This is a genomic window from Methylobacterium sp. V23 (assembly GCF_002917135.1).
Taxonomy (GTDB): Bacteria; Pseudomonadota; Alphaproteobacteria; order Rhizobiales; family Beijerinckiaceae; genus Methylobacterium.
On sequence record NZ_PDHT01000003.1, the window covers coordinates 145,434 to 168,269 of the forward strand.

Sequence of the window (22,836 nt, forward strand, 5' to 3'; positions counted from 1 at the left end):
CGAAGCCTGTTCTGCAGCGGGGCGGAGGTCGCAACCCTGAGCGTTATAGCGTGAGCCTGCGGGATCGGCGAACGCGGATGCGACGCGGTCGGGGGCGTTTGTAATTGATCGTCGGCCCACACGCTCTACAACCCGACCGTGACCTCGCTCCTTTGCCGTTTCTCCGCCGCCCTGCTCGCGCTCCTCCTCGTCGGCGCTGTCACCCCAGGATCGGCCCGTGCGGCCGCCGAGGGCGCGACCGAGACGGTCGAGCAGGCCCTCTGCCGTCTGATCGAGGGCTCGGCGAAGGCCCGCGGCCTGCCGGTGCCGTTCCTGACGCGCCTGATCTGGCGGGAGAGCGCCTTTCGCGTCACCGCCGTGAGCCCCGTGGGCGCACAGGGCGTCGCGCAGTTCATGCCGGGTACGGCGCGGGAGCGCGGCCTGACCGATCCGTTCGACCCCGAGCAGGCGATCCCGCACGCGGCCCACCTGCTCGCCGACCTCAACCGGCAATTCGGCAATCTCGGGCTGGCAGCGGCGGCCTACAATGGCGGGCCGGGCCGGGTCTCCGCCTGGCTCGCCGGCACCGGGGGTCTGCCGACCGAGACCCGGAACTACGTCCTGGCGATCACCGGCTCGCCCGCGGAGGCCTGGCGCCCCGGCGCGGCGATCGAGATGCCGGAGGGCGACGCGCCGCCGGCCAAGGCGGGTTCGACCAAGGCGGTTTCGACCAAGAACCCGGAGTCCAAGGACGCCGAAGCGAAGACTCCCGAGGGCCAGGCAGCGGAGCCAAAGGTGGGATCCGAGTCGAGCTGCCTCCAGGTGACGGCGGCCCTGCGCATTCCGTCGCGCGGCGACCGGTTCGCCCTCGGCGGAAACGAGGGACCGGCAGCGCCCTGGGGTATCCAGCTCGCCGGAAACTTCTCGAAATCCTTGGCGCTGCAGAGCTTCGCGCGGACACGGAAGCTCTACACAAGCGTGATCGGCGATGTTCGTCCGATGATCATCGGCACACGCCTGCGCAGCCGCGGCACCCGCGCCTTCTACCGCATCCGCATCCCGGCCCAGAGCCGCGAGGCCGCCGATGGCCTGTGCGGGCGTATCCGCCAGGTCGGCGGCGCCTGCCTCGTCCTCAGAACCTGACCGGGACGCGGTCGGACTTGCGACTCCGCATCGCGCCGAGAATCGAATGCGCGCCATGAATCCGCCGCGCCAGCCCTGTCACAGGGGGTTCGCCCCCCAACAGAGAGATGCATGACCCGGGTTCTCGCCGTCCTTGCCAGCCTCGCCGGACTCGCGCTCGTTGCGCTCGGCATCACGGCCTGCTCCCCCCTCGCCTTCTTCGACGCGATCGGTCCCCGCGACCAGGGCGGGCGACTCAGCCTCAAGGACGCCGCGTTCGGCAGCCATCCGCGTCAGCGCCTCGACGTCTTCACGCCCGTGGCCGGCTCGGCCGGCGCCCCCGTGCTGGTGTTCTTCTATGGCGGTTCCTGGAAGAACGGCGCGAAGGAGGATTACGCCTTCGTCGGACAGGCCCTCGCGGCGCAGGGATTCGTGACGGTGCTGCCGGATTACCGGCTCTACCCGGAGGTCCGCTTCCCGGACTTCCTCGACGACGGAGCGCAGGCCCTGGCCTGGGTCGAGCAGAACATCGCAGCCTATGGTGGCGACCCGAGCCGGGTCGTCCTCGCCGGGCACTCGGCCGGCGCCTACAATGCCGTGATGCTCGGGCTCAACCCGACCTACCTGCGTCGGGCCGGCGTCGATCCGCGGGTGATCCGGGCGGTGGCCGGCCTGTCCGGCCCCTACGACTTCCTGCCCCTCGATGCCGGCACCGCCACGGAACTGTTCGGGGAGGCCCCCGACAAGGCGGCGACCCAGCCCATCACCTTCGCGGGCACGCACTCACCGCCGGCCTTCCTCGCCTCGGGCGACGGCGACACCACCGTGCGCCCCTCCAACACCCGCAACCTCGCCGCGCGCCTGCGCACCGCCCGCGTGCCGGTGCAGGAGCGGATCTATGCCGGCCTCGACCATGCCGACACCCTGCTGGCGCTCTCCGTGACCTTCCGCTCCAAGGCTCCCGTGCTTGCCGAGATGGCGGCCTTCCTGCGCCAGCAGGCCGGCGAGCGTCCGCAGCAGGCGCGGATGGTTCCCCGCTAGGGGCTCACGCGGCGCGCAGGGCGTCCCGCGCCTTGCGATGGTCCGGCGCATCGACGAAGGCCCGGTGCATCGCCGACCACAGCGGTGTGCGCGCCAAGTGCTCGTCCAGCGGCAGGGCGCGCTGAACCAAACCGTCGGCGCGCCGGCGCTCGGGATTGGTGTTGAGCCAGGTGTTCCGGTTGGTGATGTCCCAGGTGAGGACGTTGAGCACGGCCGGCTCGTCCAGCACCACGTCGAGGAAGCGGCGCGCGAGGTCGGACACCGCCCGGTCGCGGGCGCCGAGGTCGGCGGGATAGGTCCGGTCGTTGACGTCGAGTTCCGTGACCTCGATGGCGAGCCCGAGGGCGGCGACCTCCGTCAGGAAGCGGCGGAGCTTGTCCTGGTTCAGCGGGTGCTTGGCGTAGAGGTGCCCCTGCAGGCCGAGCCGGCGGATCGGCACGCCCCGGCGGCGCATTCCCTCCAGGGTCCGCAGCACCATCGTACGGCGCTGATCGATCCAGTCCGCGTCGAGCTCGAGGTCGTTCTCGTTCCAGACCCCGGCCGCGTCCGGCGCGACCGCGTGCTGGATGCGGAAGGCGAGGTCGACGTAGCCGGGGCCCAGGCCTGCGAGCCACGGGGTGGTGCGCCGCAGCCCGTCCGGACGACCGTCCTGCGGTCCGCAGATCTCGTTCACGACGTCCCAGGCCTCGATCCGGTCACGGTACCGCCCCGCCATAGCGCCGATCCAGCGGCGCAGGAAGGCTTCGCCTTCCCCGGCGGCGAGCCGGGCCTCGATCCAGGCGGGCAGGCCCTCGTGCCAGACCAGGGTGTGGCCGCGCAGGCGCTGGCGGTTTCCCTCCGCGAAGGCCACGACCTCGTCCGCGTAGGTGAAATCGAGGGAATCCGGTGCCCGCCAGGCATAGGTCAGCTTCATCGCGTTCTCGGACACGAGGAGGCCGGCCTCCCGCGCCAGGGCCCGCCCGTAGGCGGGGTCATGGCGCAGGGTCACGCCGTTCACCGCCGAGCCATAGGCGACACCCTTGCGCGCGGCCGCGGCCTGGAGGCTGTCGGCCGACCAAGACGGCGCCGCCGCGAAGCCCGGCGCTGCACCGAGGCCATGATCCCCGGCGAGGCAGAGAGCACCGCCGAGCATGGCCCGGCGTGAGGGACCCGGACGGATCACTCCCCGGCGGTCTCGATCTCCGCCGGGATCACCCGGGGCCGGCGGTCCGGTCCGATCGCCACGAAGGTGAAGAGCCCCTCGGTGACCTTCATGGTCTCCTCGCCCTCGCGCTCCCGGCGCCAGACCTCGACCTGGATGCCCATGGAGGTGCGCCCGACGCGCACGATCCAGGCGTAGATGCTCACCTCGTCTCCGACGATGACGGGCCGGTGGAAGGTCATGGCCTCCACCGAGATCGTGGCGCAGCGCCCCCGGGAGCGCCGGGCGGCGATGTTGCCGGCCGCGAGGTCCATCTGGCCCATCAGCCATCCGCCGAAGATGTCGCCGGCCGGGTTGGTGTCGGCGGGCATCGCGATGGTGCGGACCACGGGTGGGCCGCGGTCATCGGGCTGGCGCGGTGCCGGGGTGTCGGTCGTCATGAGGAGCACGGTCTCTGGTTGCACGGGACGAACACACGCAAGCCGTGCGCCGACCGCGCCCTCATGTCACATCGGCCATGGGGCGGCCAGATCCTCAATCGGGTAGCGCGAAGACCACCAGGGCGTCGCCGGTGCCGAAGCCGGAACCCTTCGTGAAGGAGGCGCCGCCAGCCGCCACCGCGACGTATTGCTTGCCGTCGAGGGCGTAGGTGATCGGCGGGCCGCCGATGCCGGCGCCGCACTGGAAGCGCCAGAGGATCGCGCCCGTCTCGGCATCGTGGGCATCGAGGTGGCCATCCTCCTCCCCGGAGAACACGAGGTTCGAGGCGGTGGCCAACGTCCCGCCGGAGAGCCGGCTGCCGCCCTTCACGGTCCACTTGATCGCGCCGCCCTTGGCAAGGTCCACCGCCGTCAAGGTGCTAAAGCTCGGCTCACCCCTGGCCTCCGTGGTTTCGGTGTAGCGGATCGCCGGGCGGTCGCCGGAGGCCGGCACCGTTCGAACCACGTAGGTCGTCGCCCCGTGCCGGACCTGGGCGAAGGCGGTTCCCCGGTGCGCATCATAGGCCACCGGATGCCAGGAGATCGCCCCGAGCGGACCGGGGCTGACGACCGTGCCGGCCTCGGTCGGCGGCGCGTAGAGGTTCTTCTGCGTGATCAGCGGCTCGGACTTCGCCAGGAGCTTCCCCGTGGTGCGATCGTGGACGTAGAGCCAGCCGGTCTTCGAGCCCTGCGCCACGGCCTTGACCGGGCCCTGCGGCGTCGGCTGGTCGAGAAGGAAGGGCGGGCTCGCCACGTCGTAGCCCCACTCGTCGTGCGGGACCTGCTGATAGTACCAGCGCAGCTGTCCGGTGCGGACATCGAGGGCGACGAGGCTCATGGTGTAGAGGTTGTCGCCCGGGCGCGAGAGGCCGAAATTCTGCGGGGCCGGATTGCCGGTGCCGACGTAGATCAGCCCGAGATCGCGGTCGTAGGCCGGCGTCATCCAAAGCGAGCCACCCCCGACCCGCCAGGCCTCGGGATGCGCCGGGGCCGCGGCTTTCTCGGCGGCGATGTCCCGGTGCAGCGGCACGCCGTCCGACGTGGTCGCCGCGAAGTCCCCCTCCCAGCCGTCGGCCTTGGTCACGTACCAGCGCCAGCGCTCGGCTCCCGTGGCGGCGTCGTAGGCCGCGAGCCAGCCGCGGCGGCCATAGCCGCCCTCGATCCCCACCACCGCGCCTCCGTCGAGGCCGCCCTTGGCGTCCTCCACGTGCAGGCCGTAGCCGGCGCCGGCGACGCCCACGATGACGAGGCCGTCGGCGACCAGGGGCGGCATCTTGAAGCCGAGACGGCTCGACCCCTGGACCGTGCCGGCCCCGAGCCTGTCCGCCAGGGCCGAGGCGGTCTCGGATTCCCCCTCCTCGGGGCGCACCGCCTCATGGTCCCACAGGACTTTTCCGGTGGCGGCGTCGAGGGCGATGATCCGACCGTCCATGGTCGCCTCGAAGACCTTACCGCCGGAGACGGCCACGCCCCGGTTCGAGGGCGGCCCGAAGATCTTCTCCGTTCGCGCCTTGTGGGTGTAGGTCCACAGGACCCGTCCGCTGCGGGCATCGAGGGCGGCGACGTGATTCTGGGTGGTCGAGACGTAGAGCGTCCCGTCCACCATCACGGGCTCCGCCTGGAAATAGCCGGTGATGCCGGTCTGGAAGATCCAGGCCGGACGCAGCGCCTTCACGTTGGCCCGGTCGATCGTCGTGAGGGGCGAGAAGTGCTGGTTGGTGTGGTCGCGCCCGAACATCGGCCAGTCGTCGGCCGCCAGGGCCGCGCCGGGCAGGCTCGCGAGGAGGAGCGCGGCGAGGCCGCGGCGAAACACGTTCGGCATGAGCTTTCCTCGTCGCGGTCGCCCCGTAGCCGGGCGATCCGCCGCAGATCGTGGGACGGGAACGTTCCGGCTCAGCCGGTGGTGCCCGGGCGCTTCGCCCCGGCGAGCTGCGCGGGCGTGTCGGCCGCCCCCATGGATTCCGCCAGGGCGGCGGCGGTCTGGCCGGCGCCATCCCGCATGTCCGGGTCGGCCCCGTGAGCGAGCAGCAGCGCGACCATCTCGGTGCGGTTGAACATCGCCGCGGTCATCAGGGCCGTGCGGCTGCCCGTTCCCGTACCGTCGACCCGCGCGCCGTGGGCGAGGAGCAGGCTGGCAATGTCCCTGTCGCCCTTGAACGCGGCGCCGGCCAGCGGTGTCTGGCCCCGGTCGTTGGCGAGCTCGGGGTCGCCGCCGGCCTCCAGGATCACCCGCGTCGCCTCGGCCTGTCCGTTATAGGCCGCCAGCATCAGCAGGCTGTCGCCCTTGTCGTTGCGCAGGTTCGCCGGCAGGCCCTGCCCGAACAGCTCCGCGAGCTCCTCCGCGTGGCCCATGCGGGCGTACTGGAAGACCCGGGCGGCGAAGGCCAAGGTGTCGGCGTCGAGCTCGGGTTTCGGCGTGGTCTCAGATTTCGGTGACGTGTCGGGGTCCATCGATCTGTCCGGTCTGGAATACGTTACGGCGTCGGTCCTGCGCGAAACCTAGCTTCACGGGCGCCAGTGTCGAGGAAGCCGGGCGTTGAATCTTGCAGCAGGGGAAAGCCGGCCCCTGAGGCCGTCGATGATTTCGGGAGGGCGTGCGATCCGAAGCGGGCTGCCACGTCGCGCACCGAACGCGACTCCCGACTTGGCGCGCGAGGCGCGATAAATCGCCCCGTGCGGCGTTTCCCGCCTCGGCGGATCGCCAGGGGCGTAACATCCGGTGGCGGCGTACCCTTTTCCAAGCGGCCGGTAGAAACCATACTTGCAGCATGCCGACTCCGAAGAAGCCACGCGCCGTGTCCGACCCCGCTGCCGAGACGGAGGTTCTGACGACGAATGTCGGGAATTCCCAAGGTTCTGACGACGCGGGCTCAGTGGGCACGGGCTCAGACGGCGCGGGCTCGGATAGCAAGCGCGCGAGCGGCAAAGTTGTCGGGGCTAAGGCGCCCGGACCGAAGGCCTCGGCGCCGAGGACGCCGAACTCCAAGGCATCGAAGCCGGAGCTTCAGCCCCTCGACGAGCACTTGGCGGCCCTCCTCAGCCCCGCGTTGAACCGGAATCGCCTTCCGCCGATCGCGCCGCCCGCCCCCGCCCGTCCGGGGCAGCTGAAACCGGCGCGTGGGCGTACCAAGGCGTCGGCGGCTGCCAGCAAGCCTTCGGCGACCGTCCCCGACAAGGCGTCCGGCATGGGCTTCGGCGAGGCCGCACAGGCGACCTTCGCCCATGGCGAGGCGGCCGATGTCGATCCGCGCCTCGCGCAGGCCCTGGGGCTGCGTGCACCGGAAGACGGACCGGTCCCGGAAGGTTTGGGGGCGGTCGAACCGGCGGACGACGACGAGACCTCGCTGGCGACGGACGGCGTCTCGGCCACCGTCGACGCGCTGTCGCGCCTGCTCACCGAGGGCAATCCGCTCTTCCGGGACGGCCAGACCTGGGTGCCGCACCGGCCCGATCGACCGAAGAAGTCCGAGGGCGGCCTCGCCTTCACACTAAAATCCGAGTTCGAGCCGGCCGGTGACCAGCCGCGCGCCATTGCCGAGCTGGTCGACGGCGTGCGCAAGGCCGAGCGCGACCAGGTGCTCCTGGGCGTCACCGGCTCCGGCAAGACCTTCACCATGGCCAAGATCATCGCCGAGACCCAGCGTCCGGCCCTGATCCTGGCGCCGAACAAGACCCTGGCGGCACAGCTCTACGGGGAGTTCAAGAGTTTCTTCCCCGACAACGCGGTCGAGTATTTCGTCTCGTACTACGATTACTACCAGCCCGAGGCCTACGTGCCGCGCTCGGATACCTTCATCGAGAAGGAATCGTCGATCAACGAGCAGATCGACCGCATGCGCCACGCCGCCACCCGCGCCCTGCTCGAGCGCGACGACGTCATCATCGTCGCCTCGGTCTCGTGCATCTACGGCATCGGCTCGGTGGAGACCTACACCGCGATGTCGTTCACGGTGTCTCTCGAAGAGAAGATCGAGCAGCGGCAGCTCATCGCCGACCTCGTGGCGCTTCAGTACAAGCGCATCCAGTCGGACTTCGCCCGCGGCACCTTCCGGGTGCGCGGCGACGTGATCGAACTCTGGCCTGCCCACTTGGAGGATCGCGGCTGGCGGATCGGCCTGTTCGGCGACGAGATCGAATCGATCACCGAGTTCGATCCCCTCACGGGCAAGAAGATCAACGACCTCAAGTTCGTGAAGGTCTACGCCAACTCACACTACGTGACGCCGCGCCCGACCCTCCAGCAGGCGATCAAGGGGATCAAGACCGAGCTGAAACAGCGGGTCGACGAGCTGACGAAGATGGGCCGCCTGATCGAGGCACAGCGCATCGAGCAGCGCTGTACCTTCGATATCGAGATGATCGAGGCCACCGGGGCCTGCAACGGCATCGAGAACTATTCGCGGTACCTGACGGGGCGTAAGCCCGGCGAACCGCCGCCGACCCTGTTCGAGTACCTGCCCGACAACGCGCTGGTCTTCACCGACGAGAGCCACGTCACGGTTCCGCAGATCGGCGGCATGTACAAGGGCGATTTCCGCCGCAAGGCGACGCTGGCGGAATACGGCTTCCGCCTGCCCTCCTGCCTCGACAACCGCCCCTTGCGCTTCGAGGAATGGGACGCGATGCGCCCGCAATCGATCCACGTCTCGGCCACGCCGGCCAAGTGGGAGATGGAGCAGACCGGCGGCGTCTTCGCCGAGCAGGTCATCCGCCCCACCGGCCTCGTCGACCCGGTGATCGAGATCCGGCCGGCGCGCTCGCAGGTCGACGACCTGCTCGGCGAGGTGCGGGAGGTGGCCCAGGCCGGTTACCGCACCCTGGTCACGACCCTGACCAAGCGCATGGCCGAGGACCTGACCGAATACCTGCACGAGAACAGCGTGCGGGTGCGCTACATGCACTCCGACATCGACACCCTGGAGCGCATCGAGATCATCCGCGACCTGCGTCTCGGCGCATTCGACGTGCTGATCGGCATCAACCTCCTGCGCGAGGGACTCGACATTCCGGAATGCGCGCTCGTGGCCATCCTGGATGCCGACAAGGAGGGCTTTCTCCGCTCGGAAACCTCGCTGGTGCAGACCATCGGCCGCGCGGCCCGAAACGCGGATGCCCGCTGCATCCTCTACGCAGACCAAATCACCGGCTCGATGGAGCGGGCGATGGCCGAGACCGAGCGCCGCCGCCTCAAGCAGCTGGCCTACAACGAAGAGCACGGCATCACGCCGCAGAGCGTGAAGCGCGGCATCGCCGACATCCTCGACAGCGTCTACGAGCGCGACCACGTCCAGGTGGATACGGGGCTGGCGAAGAACGCCGTCACCATCGGGCACAACCTGAAGGCGGTCATGGCGGACCTCGAGAAGCGGATGCGCACCGCCGCCGCCGATCTCGACTTCGAGGAGGCCGCGCGCCTGCGCGACGAGCTCAAGCGCCTGCAAGCCACCGAGCTGCTCGTCTCCGACGACCCGATGGCCCGCCAGGGCGACGTGGAGCGGGAGGCGGGGCGCTTCGGCGCCAAGCAAAGCCGCATCTCGAAGCCGACCCTCGACAATATGGGGCCGGGCACCGACCGCGAGCTGCCGCTCGGCGCGCCGGTCTGGCAGGAACGCCCGAAGGCCCGCTCGACGCAGGGGCTCGGGGGACAGAAGCCGAAATACAAGGGCGGGGGCGGACGCAAGCGCGGCTGATCGCGAGGGACCCCTCCCGTTTGCGCGTCCGCGGGCCGGAACCCATCGGCGGCGGCGGGGCTTGGTTCGGCAACAGACGTCCCCTCTCGTCCGGAGCCTGTCCCGTGATCCAGACCTCCTCGCCCCACGCCGGCGCCTGCCGCCCGGTCTTCCGGCCCCGCGCCGGCGGTGCGGTCACCGCCCTGTTCCTGTCGGGCCTCGCCCTCTCGGGCGCCGCCGGCCTGCTCGTCGGGCCCGTGAGCCTGCGTCCGGCCTCGGCGCAGACGGCCGCGAATCCTAACGATCAGCCGACGCCCGGCACCCTGCCCGGCCGTGACGCCGCCACCGGCGCCGCCGAGCGGCCCACCGGTCAGGTCGCGCCGCCGAAGGCGATCTCCGCCACCACCGCCGTCACCGCATCGGACGCGAAGTCCGGTGCGCGCACGAACCCGCTGGATCACCTTCCGGCGAAGGATCGTGCGGGCACGGGTGGAACGCGCCGCGACTAAGGTTTCGGTGCGCCGTCGCGACCGTTCATCGACACAGGGGAGAAGCGCATATGGGTCTGCTCGATCAAGTCATCGGCGGCGTTCTCGGACAGGTGCTCGGGGGCGGCCGCGACCCCGAACGGGGCGGCCCGAGTGGCGGCCAGGGTGGTGGCCAAGGCGGAGGCATGCTCGGCGGCGCGATGTCGCCGATCGTCCAGGCGCTCCTGATGCTGCTGATGTCGAAGGGCGCCGGCGGCCTCGGTGACCTCCTGGGCGGCGGCCAACAGGGTGGAACCCGTGCACCCCGCGGCGATGAAGACGGCGATCTCGGTGGATTCGGCCAGGACCGCGGTCCGGAGCCGGGCTACGGTCGCGATCGGGGTGAGGACGCCCCGCCGCTGCCCGGACGCGAGGGCGACTTCAGTGATCTCTCCGGGATGCTCGACGGCCCGGGCGATCGCGCCTCGACGCCGGGAGATCGGAGTGCCGGTGCGGGTCCCTACGCGCATCTCGATCACGAGGCGCAGGACGGCCACGGCGGGCTCGATGGGCTGATCGACCGCTTTCAGCGCGGCGGCCTCGGCGACGTCATGGAATCCTGGATCGGGCATGGCGAGAACCGCCCGGTGGCGCCCGCCCGTCTGGCCGATGCCCTCGGCTCCGACACGGTGAACGCCCTTCAGCAGCGCACCGGCCTGAACCGCGACGACCTGCTGTCGCAGCTGGCTCAGGCCCTGCCGCAGGTCGTCAACGGGCTGACCCCGCAGGGCCGTCGGCCGACCGGGGACGACTTCCGCGGCTGGTGACCCGGGGTCAGGCCGCGCCGAAGCACATCCCGGGTTCGTAGAGCCGGAAGGTGTTGCGTCCGGCATCCTTGGCGCGGAACAGGGCGAGGTCGGCGTTCCGGCACAGCAGGTCGGGCTCGGTCCCGTCCTGGGGCGCCATGGCGACGCCGACGCTCACGCCGACGGTGACGCTGCTGCCGTCGAGGTCGATCGGCTGGGACACGACCTCGATGAGGCGCTGGGCCAGGGTCCGGATGCTGCTTCCCACCACGGGCCCGGTCTGGATGATCATGAACTCGTCCCCGCCGATCCGCGCGACGGTGTCCTCGGACCGGACCAGGGCGCGAAGGCGGGCGGCGACCGTTCGGAGCAGGATGTCGCCGGCGTGATGGCCGAGGGTGTCGTTCACGAACTTGAAGCGATCGAGATCGAGGCAGAGGACGGCAAAGCTGGCGCCGCGCCGTTGGCTCATGGCGAGTTCCTGGACGAGGCGCTCGCGAAACAGCGTCCGGTTCGCCAGATCCGTCAGGGCGTCGTGCCGGGCCATGTGGGCGATCTGGAACTCGGCCTCCTTGCGCGCGCTGATATCGCGCGCCGCCGCCACGTAGCCCGTCGCACGCTCACTGTCGGCATCGTAGGTCAGGTTGAAGTTGACCTCGACCCAGATCCAGTTGCCGTCCTTGCGGCGGTAGCGCTGGGTCGACACCGCCCGGGTGATGCGCTCTGCGCAGAGATCGGCCAGGAGGCGTTCGAACGCCTCGGCGTCGCCGGGATGGACCTGGTCCATCGGCCGGGTGCCGATCAGTTCCTCGGCCTCGTAGCCCAGGAGGGTGCGCGAGGCGGGCGAGACGTAGCGGCGCACGGTGTCGAGGGTCGCCCAGATCACCATGTCGGAGCTGTTCTCGGCTAGGAGCCGATAATGCGCCTCCCGCTCCCTCAGCTTGGCCTTCGCCCGGTGCAGGCTGAGCTGCGCCGCCACGACCGAGGCGAGATCCTGCAGCCGAGCGCGATCCTCCGCCGCGAACTGGCGCGGCACCTGGTCGAGGACGCAGAGGATGCCGACCCGCAACCCCGCTTCGGCGAGGAGGGGCGCGCCGGCATAGAAGCGGACATGCGGCGGATTGATCACCAGGGGGCTCTCGCGGAAGCGCGGATCCGCCCAGGCATCCTCCACCACGAACACGTCGTCCGACAGGATGGCGTAGTTGCAGAACGCGCCCTCGCGGCCGGTCTCGTCGAGGTCGAGGCCACACTTGGCCATGAACTGCTGGTGGTTCGCCGCGATCAGCGAGACGTAGGAGATCGGCATGCCGAACAGGGCCGCCGCCGTACGACAGATGGCGTCGAAGTGCGGTTCGGGCTCGGCCTGCAGGATATCGAGATCCTGCAGCGCCCTCAGGCGCTCGGCTTCGTTGCTCGCTTTGGGGTACATGCGTGCCCTGGATTCCAGCGGACCGGCGAACCCGAACGGTCAGGCTCGGCACCTCCGAGGGGGGCCGTGCCCAGCCGATTGTATCGGGCTGAAAGCGCTCATCGTGTAGTTGGACGGATAGTCTTCCGAAGAACCGAAGACCCATTCGCCGAACATCATCTTCGCAGCGATTTATCAAATGAGCTTTAACGAGCCAGAGCCGGGATTTCCCGAATGACGCTGTGGCACGATCTCATCCCCCGTTATTTTGTCGGGCGGATCTGGCAAGTCGCGCAAAAGAATGTCGATCGTCCGGATTGGACGATCCGCTCGATCGTGCCAGTACATCCCCGTGTTCCACAGCGATGGCCGACCCGGTCATAGACCCGGAATGCGTGTTGAAACGCGCCGCTGCCACCATCGGTATGGGCGTAATCGCGCAGGGTCGATCCTCCGGCCGCCACGGCCTCGGTCAGAACTTCACCGATGACCTTGGCCAGCCGCCGGGCCTTCGGCGTCGGCGTCCCATCCGGTTTCGCCAGTTGTCCCGCCCGCATCTCAGGGTGAAGCCCCGCGCGGTGCAGCGCCTCGCAGACGTAGATGTTACCCAAACCGGCGATCAGGCGCTGATCCAGGAGAGCGGCCTTCAGCGGCGTGATCTTGTTGCGGAACAGCCGGGCGACGGCGTCGGCGGTCAGGGCCTCGCTCAGGGGCTCGATCCCCATGCCGGCGAAATGCCGGCTCGCGGCCAGGGCGGGCGTCGGAACGAGATCCATGAAGCCGAAGCGCCGGACGTCGTTGTAGGTCACGGTGCACCCGTTCGACATCGCCATCACGACGTGATCGTGCTTGGCGTTTCCGAGGGCCCCCTCGAGGTAGAAGTCCCCCGGCGACAGGTTGCGTCCGTCGGGCAGGGCCACGTCGAAGCGCCCGCTCATGCCGAGATGCATGATGAGGGTCTCGCCGGAATCGAGGCCGGCGGTGAGGTACTTCGCCCGCCGCGCCAGATCCGTCACGGTGCGGCCCTCCAGGCGCTCCGCGAAGCGATCCGGAAACGGGAAGCGCAGGTTCGCGCGCCGGAGAATGACCCGGCTGAAGCACGCGCCGACCAGGGCGGGCAGCAAGCCCTGACGGACGGTCTCGACTTCGGGAAGCTCCGGCATGACGTCCTTTCTCATTCTCGGCGACGCTGTCCCTCCAGATGGGCATGTCCGCGGCTGCCAGCCATGGGGACATGCAGCGATCGACCAAGGCGCCGCACCCGTGCAGACCCACGGATGCAACCCAGAGTTTAACGAAATATCAGTGGGTGCGTGCTCTCTGTGCTCACCGATCGCCGAACCCGGTTCCGGCGGCGGTCCTGATGTCGGGAGCAGCGAAGTGATCTTATCCACGCGTCCTGGGGTGACGGCTCTGACCCTGCTGCGGCAATCGTCCGCACCGATGTCGGCCGGAACGCCGGACCTCATTCGAACCCGCCTGCCGTCGCCCTCCGAAGAACCCGGAATGCGGCGCACCGAGGCGGAGGCCAGCGCCGCCCTCTTCGGCGTGAACCAGCCGAACCCGTTGAAAGAGATGGTCGCGTTCCTGAACCGCGTTGGGCTGGTGTTCGGCATCGAACGCAGTGCCTACGCCACGCAATCGAGCTTCATGGCAGCGGTCGAGAATGCCTTCACCGCGCTGAAGGCCGATCCGGACGATCCGAACAGGGTCGACGACTTCGCCCGGCGCCTGCATCTCGACGCCGACACCGTCGCGGTGCTGAAGCAGGAGAAGACCGTGGACATGCTGGTCGGCCGCATCGAGAAGGCGCTTGGCCTCGATCGGCTCGGGCTGTCGCTGGCCACGGTGATCAAGGCGGGCAACAATCTCGACTCGGCCGAGGCGGATGCGATGCGCACGGTCCTGTTCCGCCAGGCGCAGGAGGCGCAGGGCCGGAACACCTGGGACGATCTGGGTCTGTATCAGCCGGCCGATCCCGTCCGCCGAGCGGCCGCGTAGTCCGGGAGAACGCGACCTGCGCGATCGAGCCAGATGGCACTCTCGGCACGGCTTCGCTATGGAGACGGCCATGGAGACGCCCATGGCCACCGACGAGACCACTGATTTCGGCTTCGAGAGCGTCGCGCTCGACGAGAAGCAGGGCCGCGTCGACGACGTGTTCCGTTCGGTCGCCAAGCGCTACGACCTCATGAACGACCTGATGTCGGGCGGGCTGCACCGGGCCTGGAAGTCGCACCTGATCTCGATGCTGCGGCCCCCGCGCAACCGGCCCTTCCGGCACCTCGACGTGGCCGGCGGCACCGCCGACATCGCGTTTCGCGCCCTGGAGGCCGGCGGCCCCGCGACGCACACCACCGTGCTCGACATCAACGAGGCGATGCTCCGGGTGGGTGCCGAGCGGGCGGGCGACCGCTTCACCGGGCGCATCGACTTCGTCACGGCCAATGCCGAGGCCCTGCCGCTCCCGGCGGAGCAGTTCGACGCCTACACCATCGCCTTCGGCATCCGGAACGTGCCCCGGATCGACAAGGCGCTCGCGGAGGCGCACCGGGTGCTGAAGCCCGGCGGACGGTTCCTGTGCCTCGAATTCTCGAAGGTCGATCTCCCGGTGCTCGACCGGATCTACGACGCCTACTCGTTCCACGTGATCCCGCGCCTCGGCGCACGCGTGGCCGGCGACGCCGATTCCTACCGCTACCTCGTGGAGTCGATCCGCAAGTTCCCCTCCCCCGGGCGCTTCGCCGGGATGATCGAGGCGGCGGGCTTCCGCCACGTCAGCCACCGCGCCCTCACGGGCGGCATCGTCGCGATCCATTCGGGCTGGAAGGTCTCGTGACCGTGGGTCTCGTCACGACGCGGGCCGCCTGATGCTCGGCGCCGTCGTTCACCTGATCCGGGGCGCGCATGTCGGCTTCGTGCTCGCCCGCGAAGGCGCGCTTGCGCTGGTAAATTCCGCCGATCTGCCACCGCACCTCCGATTCGTGCTGCGGATCGGCCGGATGCTGGAGCGTCCCGGCCTGGGAGTCGGCGCCGGCCCGCTCCAGCGCGCGCTGACGCGCCTCGGGCCGAGCTACGTCAAGTTCGGCCAGTTCCTCGCCACCCGGCCCGATATCGTCGGCATGGCGGCGGCGCGCGACCTCGAGACCCTGCAGGACCGCGTCCCGCCCTTCCCGCAGGAGACCGCGATCCGCCTCGTCGAGGCGGCGCTGGGCAAGCCGGTGGCGCATCTGTTCGTCTCGTTCAGCCCGCCGATCGCGGCGGCCTCGATCGCGCAGGTGCACAAGGCCCATCTCCTCGACCTCGACGGCACCGAGCGCGTCCTGGCGATCAAGATCATGCGCCCGGGCGTGCGCGAGCGCTTCCAGCGCGACCTCCAGGTCATGCGCTTCATGGCCCGCGTGGTCCACGCGCTCTCGCCCCAGGCGGAGCGCCTGCGCCCCCGCGAGGTGGTGGAAATCCTCGCCCGCTCGGTGATGATGGAGATGGATTTCCGGCTCGAAGCGGCCGCGATGTCCGAACTCGCCCAGAACACGAAGAACGACGCGGATTTTCGCGTGCCGAAGCCCGACTGGGAACTGACCGCCCGCGACGTGCTCGCCAGCGAATGGATCGAGGGCATCCGCCTCAACGACCGCGCCGCCATCGTGGCAGCCGGGCACGACCCGAAGGCCCTCGGCCGGGCGGTGATCCAGTCCTTCCTGCGCCACGCCATCCGGGACGGCTTCTTCCACGCCGACATGCATCCCGGGAACCTGTTCGTCGATCCGACCGGGACCCTGGTGGCGGTCGATTTCGGCATCATGGGCCGCCTCGGGCACATGGAGCGGCGCTTCCTCGCCGAGATCCTGCTGGGCTTCATCCTGCGCGACTACAAGCGCGTGGCCCAGGTGCATTTCGAGGCCGGCTACGTGCCGGCGCACCATTCGGTCGAGGATTTCGCCCAGGCGATCCGGGCGATCGGGGAGCCGATCCACCAGCGCAAGGCCGACGAGATCTCGATGGCCAAGGTGCTCACCCTGCTGTTCGACATCACCGCCCTGTTCGACATGAGCACCCGCACCGAACTGGTGATGCTGCAGAAGACCATGGTGGTGGTCGAGGGCGTCGCCCGCTCCCTGGATCCGCAGCTCGACATGTGGACCGGCGCCGAGCCCGTGGTGCGCTCGTGGATCGCCCGAAACCTCGGGCCGGTGGGTCGGGTCGAGAGCCTCGGCCGCGCGGCCCTCACCATCACGGACGTCGTCTCGGACCTTCCCGACCTCGCCCAGCGCCTGCGTCGCATCCTGGTGCGCCTCGACGAGACGGGCTCCAGCGAAGCCGGCCGTCTCGACGTCTTCGCCCGGGCCGAGCGCAAGCGCGCGATCTGGTCGACGGTCGCCCTCTGGGGCATCGCCATCGGTGCGCTGGTGATGGCGTTCCGTTAGCCTGCCCCGCAACGATCCGTCAGGCTCGCCTCCCGAGGGGTTCGACCATGACCCGCCCGCTTCAGAACCGCCGTATCCTCCTCGTCATCGGGGGCGGCATCGCCGCCTACAAGGCGCTCGACCTGATCCGGCGCCTGCGGGAGCGGGGGGCGCAAGTGCGCCCGCTCCTGACCAAGGGCGCCCAGGAATTCGTGACGCCCCTGGCGGCGGCGGCGCTCGCCGGCGAACGCGCCCATACGGACTTGTTCGACCGGGCCGAGGAGGCCGATATCGGTCACATCAAGCTCGCGCGCGATGCCGACGCCATCGTGGTCGCACCCGCGACGGCGAGCCTGATGGCCCGCATGGCTACGGGCGATTCGTCCGACCTCGCCGCCACGGTGCTGCTGGCCACGACCCTGCCGATCCTGATCGCGCCCGCCATGAACGTGCGGATGTGGCAGCACCCAGCGACGCAGCGCAATCTCGCCACCCTGCGCGGCGACGGCGTCCACGTCGTCGGTCCCAATGACGGCGCCATGGCCGAGGCCGAGTTCGGGCCCGGCCGCCTGGCCGAGCCCACCGAGATTGCCGACGCGGTGGAGGCGATGCTGGAACAGGCCCGTCCGGCCTCCGGCTTCGGCTTCCTGGCCGGACGCGACCAGACCGCCGAGGCGGCGTCCGGTCCCTCGACCGGCTTTTTGGCCGGTCGGCGCGTGCTCGTAACCTCCGGACCGACCCACGAGCCGATCGACCCGGTGCGCTACCTCGCCAACCGCTCGTCCGGGCGCCAGGGCCACGCCATCGCGGCCGCGGCCGCCGCTGCCGGCGCGACGGTCACCCTGGTGTCCGGGCCGGTGGCGATCCCTGATCCGCCCGGCGTTCAGGTGGTGCCGGTGGAGACGGCGCGCGCGATGCTGGCGGCGGTCGAAGCCGCCCTCCCCGCCGACCTCGCCATCTTCGCCGCCGCCGTCGGCGACTGGCGACCGGCCGAGACGCGCGGCTCCAAGATCAAGAAGGACGGTACCGCGCCGGCGCCCCTGGCCCTGGTCGAGAACCCCGACATCCTCGCCACCATCGCGGGACGTTCGGTTGGGCGGCCCCGCCTCGTCGTCGGCTTCGCGGCGGAGACCGACACGGTCCTCGACAACGCCCGCGCCAAGATCGCCCGGAAGGGTTGCGACCTCATCGTCGCCAACGACGTGTCGCCGGCCGGTGGCGTGATGGGCGGCACCGCCAATACCGTCCATCTGGTCCGGCGCGACGGCACCGTCGAGACCTGGCCGACCCTCGACAAGGACGAGGTCGGACGGCGGCTGATCCGGCATTTCGCGGACCTGCTCGACGCCTGATCCACAGGCCCTGAAAAAGCGCGCGGAGCCGATCGCGGCCTGGCGCGTTAAGGCTTGACTAACGTCTCCCGCCGCATCATTTCGGCGTCGTTCGCACGTGCAGCAGATCCGCTGGCCCGCGCGGCCCCACAGGAACTCCCGACCCTAATGCCCAGCGACAGTAGTCGATGGACCGCGCCGCCGATGGCCCTCCGCGAGACCCGCGCCTGATCGCTTGATCGGGCTCGCCCGCGACCGGCCCCGATGGCCCGGTCGAACGAGGTGAGCCGATGACCTTTTCGAATGCCCTTCCACGCCTGCGCGTCGCCGTGGCGCCCGTGCGAACCCTGAATTTCCGCCGCGCGGACGGCTCCAAGCTCGTGCGCGTCAAGGCGCGCCGCCCCAAAGCGCGAAAGGCGGCGACCGGCGATGCCAACGTCGCGCTGATCATGGCCGTGATGATGACCCTGGTCTTCGGACCGGTGATCGGCGTCCACCTGATCGCGGCCTATGCCCCCACCGCGTCCGCCTCCGACGTGGCCGTCCAGAGCATTGGAACGCCGTTGCCGCCGGGCTGAGCGCCCGGCCGCTTCGATTCTCAGGAAGGCGGTCGGCCGCAAGCGGCCGGTGCCGCGCTCAGGCCCGCGCCGCCGCGAGTTCGGCCGAGAGGGCGGCCTCCTCCGCCATGATTTTGCGGACCGCCGGACGGGCATTGACGCGAGCGAGGTAGGCCATGATCGCCGGCTCTTCCGGGACGAGCTTGAACCCCGTGGTCCAGCCGAGCGCGGCGCCCCAGAGCACATCGGCGGCGGAGTGCCGTTCCCCGAGAAGGTAAGGGCCCGGCGTGAGAGCCTCGACCACCGTCCTCAGCACCGCGTCGAAATCGCCGTAGGGCGATATCGCCTTGGGGCCGGGCTCTCGCTGAAGCGCCCGATCCACCACCGCCGGCTCGAAGCTCGACCCGTAGAAGACCATCCAGCGCAGGTACGGCCCACGCAGGGGATCGCCGATGGGCGGGGCGAGGCCGCGCTCCGGAAACTGGTCGGCGAGGTAGAGGTAGATCGCCGCTTGCTCGGTGATCAGCGCATCGCCGTGGCGCAGGGCCGGGACCTTCCCCAGGGGATTGATCCGGAGGTACGCGGGCTCCCGGCCCCGTCCCGACTGCAGATCGAGGACGTCCAGCGTATGCGGCGCGCCGAGCTCCTCGAGCAGGATGCGCACGCCGGAGGAGCGCGTCTGAGGGGCGTGGTAGAGCGTGAGAGCGGGTTCCAAGCGGCAGACCTTTCGGGTGAATCGGCCGGCGCAGGCTCTGCGCCGGCGCCGCTCAGGTCAACCGATCGATCCGAGGTCCGGCCGAACGCGAGGTACCCGCCAAGGCCGGCCCATGCTCACCATTGATAGCGCAGGCCTGCGGTCAGGCCATGACTCAGGCCTGCCCGGGTCCCGATCGCGGCCTGATAGTCGAGCCGCCAGCCGAGCTGATCGGTGAGGTTGCCCTGGAGGCCGGCCCCCGCCGTGACGAAGTCGCTGCGCAGGAACGGGACCGCCACAGACGCGCTCGCCATGGCATTCTCGACGCTGGCGAGGCGGACCGCAGCGCTGCTGCCTGCCGGACCTGTGGCGAGATTGTAGGCGACGCGGAGCGCCGGAATGAGGTCGCCCCAACCCGAGAAGGCGAGTTCGAGACCGAAGCGCGCGGTGTCCTGCGCGACGGCGAGCCCGCGGTAGGCCAGGTTGTTGCCGGCCGCGCCGCTCTCGGTGAAGCCCTCGACCTGCCCCGACAGATGGGTGAAGCCCGCGAAGGGCGTCAGGCGGACATCGGCGATGGCGAACGGCACGCCGAGTTCGGCATCCAGGGCGAGGGCGCGACCGGAGGTCCTTCCGGTGCCCGTCAGTCCGTAGGCGGCAGGGCGGTGGATCCGATCGAAGTTCACCACCGGCGCGCCGCCGACGATGCCCTGGGCGTAGAAGCCCGGGCCATAGTAGCCTGCATAGGCCGCGGCGGTGAACGCGCTCTGATCCTGGCGGACACCGCCGGCGCGGCGCAGCGACCCGCCCCCACCGCCGATCGCGATCCCGGCGCGCCAGGGGCCATCGATGGGCAGGTCGATGCCGGCGCTGCCCTGCGCCACCGTTCGGTCGAGCTCCGCACCGCCGCTGCGGGGCTGATCAGCAAAGACCACATCACCGCCGATCCAGGCGCCCCCGGCCCGTCCCCACGGGCCGGCCGAGCCGGTGCCGCGGCGCAGGGCCGAGAGGTGGTCCTGCACGCTGCGGGTCGCGGAGGCCGCGACGCCCAGCAGACCGCCGCCGAGGCTCTGCAGGACGACCGGCGCGGTCTGCTTCATCACGGCGAGCGCGTAGGGATCGACGTAGGTCGGAAGCGTCAGCCGGTAGGCGAGCAGCAGGTTGTCGTTGTTGAGGCCCGCATCGTAGCTCCGGCCGTTGATCACCCCCTTGCGGCTGAGGAAGTCGTTGTCGTTGCCCACCAGCAGGAAGTAGTCGTTCGGAGCCTTCTCGCTGAGCGCCGGGACGAGGCCCATCGCCTCCAGCTTCTCCGGCATCGTCGTCTGCGTGGCCGGATCGGTGTTCAGGTTCATCCCGAATCGGCCGAGCTGCACCGGATTGAGCAGGTTGACGGCCTCCGTGGTCTGGACCGGCGTGATGCCCGCGCGCAGGACGCCGCCCGGCGCGATCGGCGTGACCCCGTCATAGGCCGTACCGGCGATGTTGGTGGCCCCGGCCGTATCGACGAGCAGCACGCTCTTGTAGACGATCGGGGTCGTCGAGCCGGTCCCGAGGCCGTTGGAATCCCGCGCCAGGACGAGGAACTGGGTGTCGTTCAGGGCCAGCATCTCGCTCTGGGCCGCCGTGCGGTTGGGGGCGCCCCCGTTGCCGTTCTGCTTGTAGGTGGGCAGTTGCAGCACGTACTCGCGCGTCGGTGCACCGGGCGTCGGCGTACGCGAGACGTCGTAGTAGAGGATGCGCGTATTGGCGCGCTGCTCCTGGCCGGCGCCCGAATCCTGCATCGTCGCACTCTGCAGGATGGTGACGAGGCCGCGCCCGTCCGGCGTCAGTGCGATCCCCTCGAGCCCCTGATTGTTGCGGCGACCGGACTCGGTGGGCGGCGTGGTCGAGTTGAAGTTCAGGCGTCCGTCGGTGCGGGGTTGGAGGGCGGCCGGGATGCCGATGACCCCCTGCAATTGCCCCGCCGCGGAGAAGTAATAGACGTTGGGGCCGTACTCGTCGCTGACGTAGAAGGATCCGTCGAGCTTGCGGACGAGACCCTCGGCATCGAGGCTGATGCGGCCGGCGCTCGGCCCCGTGGTGGCCGACGGCAGCACGGCGCCCAGCTGCGTCGTGGAGCCGGCGCCCGGGTCGAGGCCGCTGAAGCGCTGGCCCCGCGCGTCGGTCAGGACGATCCCGCCGGTTTGGGTCAGGGTGATCTGACGCTGCGATGCCGTGGATTGGGGCAGGTTCGCACCCGGGTCCGGCGTGAAGGACAGGGTGAAGCGGTTGAGGCGCCCGGCGTAGTCGGAGAACAGTCCGCCGTCCGGATTGTTGTAGCCGCGATCCGGCAGCGTGTAGAGCGTACCCTGATAGCTGCCGCCCGTGCGGCGCCAGGTGCTCAGGTCCATCGCCAGGGACGAGAACGAGCCCAGCGAATCACCCAGGAAGTCGCGGGTGTCGGCCGAGAGGCGGCCCACACCCTGCAGCCCCTGGTTGACATTGGTGCTCCCATTGAAGGGGACCGACACGGCCCCGGCCACCCGGCTGATGTTCGGGGTTCGGATCTCCTGCGCCGAAGCGGCGCCGACCACCGCGAACGCGGCGATCATGGATCCGGCGGCGCCTGCCGCCCGGCTTCGATGGTGCAACACGGCCGTTCCCTACGGTTAAGCTTCCGTGGGCTCTTGGCCTGTCTGCATGACGCGCGTGTGTCAGCTGCGCTCGATACACGCTCTGGTTGCGACGAACGCCTCGGCCAGGAGGCAGAGAAGCTCGAAGGCGAGCGTGGCGCCCGCGAGGGCCGTCACCCCGGAGGGATCGAGGGGCGGCGCGACCTCGACCACGTCGGCGCCGATCAGGTCGAGGCCGCGGAGCCCGCGGACGATCTGCAGCGCCTCGCGGGCGGTGAAGCCGCCCATCTCGGGCGTGCCGGTGCCGGGAGCGTAGGCGGGGTCGAGGGCGTCGATGTCGAAGCTCAGGTAGGTCGGCGCGGTGCCGACCACGGCGCGGGCCTCAGCCAGCACCGCCGACAGGCCGCGCTCGATCACCGCCTCCATCGGCAGGATGTGGACGCCCTGGGCCAGGGCCCAATCGAGCTCGTCCGCCGAATCGACGCTGCCGCGCAAGCCGATCTGCACCATGCGGCGGGGATCGAGGACGCCGTCCTCGATGGCGCGGCGGAACGGGGTGCCGTGGGTGAGGCGCGTACCGTCGTACTGCTCGTCATCGGTGTCGCTATGGGCGTCGATGTGGATCAGGCCGACGGGGCGCGCCGCACCGAGGGCCCGCAGCACCGGGTAGGTGACGAAGTGGTCGCCTCCGACCGAGAGGGGCACGATCCCGGCGTCCGCCAGGGGCCGATAGAAGGCCTCGATGGCCCGGGCCGTGGCGGCCACGTCGACGGGATTGACGGGGACGTCGCCGAGATCGGCGCAGGCCGCGAGGTCGTAGGGCGCGACGCCGGTGGCGGCGTTTCGGGCCCGGGTGCCCGTGGAGGCCTCGCGGACCCCGCGCGGACCGAGTCGTGCGCCGGGCCGGTTGGTGGTCGCGCCATCGAAGGGAATGCCGACGAGGCCGAGATCGATTCGCCCGGGCGCCTCGGACGGGTCGATCACGGGCAGGCGCATGAAGCTGGCGACCCCGGAGAATCGTGGTGTCGCCATGCCCGACGCGGGTCGATGCCGCGCGATCCGCGCCCGTTCCGCCTCGCTCAGCATCCGCGCTCCTCTCCCGCTCGGGCGTGTCCCGTCGACTG

At 70.2% G+C, this 22,836-nt stretch carries 19 protein-coding genes; 10 read left to right on the plus strand and 9 right to left on the minus strand.

Going from position 1 to position 22,836, the window contains the following annotated elements; genetic code table 11:
* Positions 1–171: 171 nt before the first annotated feature.
* On the plus strand, positions 172–1,122 hold the full coding sequence (locus CRT23_RS05190; RefSeq protein WP_103708927.1) for a lytic transglycosylase domain-containing protein: 951 nt from the start codon (positions 172–174) through the stop codon (positions 1,120–1,122).
* A 111-nt stretch (positions 1,123–1,233) separates the two neighbouring features.
* The gene (locus tag CRT23_RS05195; protein WP_103708866.1) at positions 1,234–2,142 is read left to right on the plus strand and encodes an alpha/beta hydrolase; all 909 of its coding nucleotides are present in this window, start codon (positions 1,234–1,236) and stop codon (positions 2,140–2,142) included.
* 4 nt (positions 2,143–2,146) lie between these two features.
* Here the strand turns inward: CRT23_RS05195 and CRT23_RS05200 are convergent, their stop codons facing one another.
* From CRT23_RS05200 to CRT23_RS05215, 4 genes are all read right to left on the minus strand, one after another.
* Positions 2,147–3,304 (minus strand): endo-1,4-beta-xylanase, encoded by a 1,158-nt coding sequence (locus CRT23_RS05200; RefSeq protein ID WP_245435973.1) that lies wholly within the window; start codon positions 3,302–3,304, stop codon positions 2,147–2,149.
* Positions 3,301–3,723 carry an acyl-CoA thioesterase gene (locus tag CRT23_RS05205; protein WP_103708867.1) on the minus strand — a complete coding sequence of 141 codons (423 nt, stop codon included), beginning with the start codon at positions 3,721–3,723 and terminating at the stop codon, positions 3,301–3,303. The genes CRT23_RS05200 and CRT23_RS05205 overlap by 4 nt, the downstream gene beginning before the upstream one ends.
* Positions 3,724–3,817: 94 nt before the next feature.
* On the minus strand, positions 3,818–5,584 hold the full coding sequence (locus CRT23_RS05210; protein WP_103708868.1) for a PQQ-binding-like beta-propeller repeat protein: 1,767 nt from the start codon (positions 5,582–5,584) through the stop codon (positions 3,818–3,820).
* Positions 5,585–5,655: 71 nt separating this feature from the next.
* Entirely contained in the window at positions 5,656–6,213 is a 558-nt protein-coding gene (locus CRT23_RS05215) for an ankyrin repeat domain-containing protein (RefSeq protein WP_103708869.1), read from the minus strand.
* Positions 6,214–6,557: 344 nt separating this feature from the next.
* Between CRT23_RS05215 and uvrB the strand changes: the two genes are divergently transcribed.
* From uvrB to CRT23_RS05230, 3 genes are all read left to right on the plus strand, one after another.
* A complete protein-coding gene (gene uvrB, locus CRT23_RS05220; RefSeq protein ID WP_245435974.1) occupies positions 6,558–9,452 on the plus strand; it encodes an excinuclease ABC subunit UvrB in 2,895 nt (964 codons plus the stop codon).
* 104 nt (positions 9,453–9,556) lie between these two features.
* Positions 9,557–9,940 carry a hypothetical protein gene (locus CRT23_RS05225; protein ID WP_348628837.1) on the plus strand — a complete coding sequence of 128 codons (384 nt, stop codon included), beginning with the start codon at positions 9,557–9,559 and terminating at the stop codon, positions 9,938–9,940.
* 50 nt (positions 9,941–9,990) lie between these two features.
* On the plus strand, positions 9,991–10,725 hold the full coding sequence (locus CRT23_RS05230) for a YidB family protein (RefSeq protein WP_103708870.1): 735 nt from the start codon (positions 9,991–9,993) through the stop codon (positions 10,723–10,725).
* 7 nt (positions 10,726–10,732) lie between these two features.
* Here the strand turns inward: CRT23_RS05230 and CRT23_RS05235 are convergent, their stop codons facing one another.
* A complete protein-coding gene (locus CRT23_RS05235; RefSeq protein WP_245435975.1) occupies positions 10,733–12,136 on the minus strand; it encodes a sensor domain-containing diguanylate cyclase in 1,404 nt (467 codons plus the stop codon).
* Positions 12,137–12,378: 242 nt separating this feature from the next.
* Positions 12,379–13,278 (minus strand): bifunctional DNA-formamidopyrimidine glycosylase/DNA-(apurinic or apyrimidinic site) lyase, encoded by a 900-nt coding sequence (gene mutM, locus CRT23_RS05240; RefSeq protein ID WP_103708871.1) that lies wholly within the window; start codon positions 13,276–13,278, stop codon positions 12,379–12,381.
* Between mutM and CRT23_RS27705 the strand changes: the two genes are divergently transcribed.
* The 5 genes from CRT23_RS27705 to CRT23_RS05265 all read left to right on the plus strand — a co-directional run bounded on the left by CRT23_RS27705 (position 13,277) and on the right by CRT23_RS05265 (position 18,430).
* Positions 13,277–14,116 carry a hypothetical protein gene (locus CRT23_RS27705; protein WP_146056327.1) on the plus strand — a complete coding sequence of 280 codons (840 nt, stop codon included), beginning with the start codon at positions 13,277–13,279 and terminating at the stop codon, positions 14,114–14,116. The two genes, mutM and CRT23_RS27705, sit on opposite strands and share 2 nt — an antisense overlap.
* A gap of 82 nt (positions 14,117–14,198) precedes the next feature.
* Positions 14,199–14,954 carry a bifunctional demethylmenaquinone methyltransferase/2-methoxy-6-polyprenyl-1,4-benzoquinol methylase UbiE gene (gene ubiE / locus CRT23_RS05250; protein WP_055953639.1) on the plus strand — a complete coding sequence of 252 codons (756 nt, stop codon included), beginning with the start codon at positions 14,199–14,201 and terminating at the stop codon, positions 14,952–14,954.
* A gap of 31 nt (positions 14,955–14,985) precedes the next feature.
* Complete coding sequence (gene ubiB / locus CRT23_RS05255; protein WP_103708873.1) at positions 14,986–16,542, plus strand: 2-polyprenylphenol 6-hydroxylase; 1,557 nt, start codon at positions 14,986–14,988, stop codon at positions 16,540–16,542.
* 47 nt (positions 16,543–16,589) lie between these two features.
* A complete protein-coding gene (gene coaBC, locus CRT23_RS05260; protein ID WP_103708874.1) occupies positions 16,590–17,873 on the plus strand; it encodes a bifunctional phosphopantothenoylcysteine decarboxylase/phosphopantothenate--cysteine ligase CoaBC in 1,284 nt (427 codons plus the stop codon).
* Positions 17,874–18,142: 269 nt separating this feature from the next.
* On the plus strand, positions 18,143–18,430 hold the full coding sequence (locus tag CRT23_RS05265) for a hypothetical protein (protein WP_245435976.1): 288 nt from the start codon (positions 18,143–18,145) through the stop codon (positions 18,428–18,430).
* Between the two features lie 58 nt (positions 18,431–18,488).
* On the opposite strand, the gene CRT23_RS05270 is transcribed toward CRT23_RS05265, so the two are convergent.
* From CRT23_RS05270 to speB, 3 genes are all read right to left on the minus strand, one after another.
* Positions 18,489–19,124 carry a glutathione S-transferase family protein gene (locus CRT23_RS05270; RefSeq protein ID WP_103708875.1) on the minus strand — a complete coding sequence of 212 codons (636 nt, stop codon included), beginning with the start codon at positions 19,122–19,124 and terminating at the stop codon, positions 18,489–18,491.
* Positions 19,125–19,240: 116 nt separating this feature from the next.
* Positions 19,241–21,691 (minus strand): esterase-like activity of phytase family protein, encoded by a 2,451-nt coding sequence (locus CRT23_RS05275; RefSeq protein ID WP_103708876.1) that lies wholly within the window; start codon positions 21,689–21,691, stop codon positions 19,241–19,243.
* A gap of 102 nt (positions 21,692–21,793) precedes the next feature.
* On the minus strand, positions 21,794–22,798 hold the full coding sequence (gene speB, locus CRT23_RS05280) for an agmatinase (RefSeq protein ID WP_103708877.1): 1,005 nt from the start codon (positions 22,796–22,798) through the stop codon (positions 21,794–21,796).
* Positions 22,799–22,836: the final 38 nt, after the last annotated feature.

Coding starts and splice junctions, on each gene's coding strand:
- CRT23_RS05215 (WP_103708869.1), bottom strand. CDS start 6,213: ATGGACCCCGACACGTCACCGAAATCTGAGACCACGCCGAAACCCGAG.
- mutM (WP_103708871.1), bottom strand. CDS start 13,278: ATGCCGGAGCTTCCCGAAGTCGAGACCGTCCGTCAGGGCTTGCTGCCC.
- CRT23_RS27705 (WP_146056327.1), top strand. CDS start 13,277: ATGACGTCCTTTCTCATTCTCGGCGACGCTGTCCCTCCAGATGGGCAT.
- coaBC (WP_103708874.1), top strand. CDS start 16,590: ATGACCCGCCCGCTTCAGAACCGCCGTATCCTCCTCGTCATCGGGGGC.
- ubiE (WP_055953639.1), top strand. CDS start 14,199: ATGGCCACCGACGAGACCACTGATTTCGGCTTCGAGAGCGTCGCGCTC.
- CRT23_RS05265 (WP_245435976.1), top strand. CDS start 18,143: ATGACCTTTTCGAATGCCCTTCCACGCCTGCGCGTCGCCGTGGCGCCC.
- CRT23_RS05275 (WP_103708876.1), bottom strand. CDS start 21,691: ATGATCGCCGCGTTCGCGGTGGTCGGCGCCGCTTCGGCGCAGGAGATC.
- ubiB (WP_103708873.1), top strand. CDS start 14,986: ATGCTCGGCGCCGTCGTTCACCTGATCCGGGGCGCGCATGTCGGCTTC.
- speB (WP_103708877.1), bottom strand. CDS start 22,798: ATGCTGAGCGAGGCGGAACGGGCGCGGATCGCGCGGCATCGACCCGCG.
- CRT23_RS05230 (WP_103708870.1), top strand. CDS start 9,991: ATGGGTCTGCTCGATCAAGTCATCGGCGGCGTTCTCGGACAGGTGCTC.
- CRT23_RS05205 (WP_103708867.1), bottom strand. CDS start 3,723: ATGACGACCGACACCCCGGCACCGCGCCAGCCCGATGACCGCGGCCCA.
- CRT23_RS05235 (WP_245435975.1), bottom strand. CDS start 12,136: ATGTACCCCAAAGCGAGCAACGAAGCCGAGCGCCTGAGGGCGCTGCAG.
- CRT23_RS05195 (WP_103708866.1), top strand. CDS start 1,234: ATGACCCGGGTTCTCGCCGTCCTTGCCAGCCTCGCCGGACTCGCGCTC.
- CRT23_RS05210 (WP_103708868.1), bottom strand. CDS start 5,584: ATGCCGAACGTGTTTCGCCGCGGCCTCGCCGCGCTCCTCCTCGCGAGC.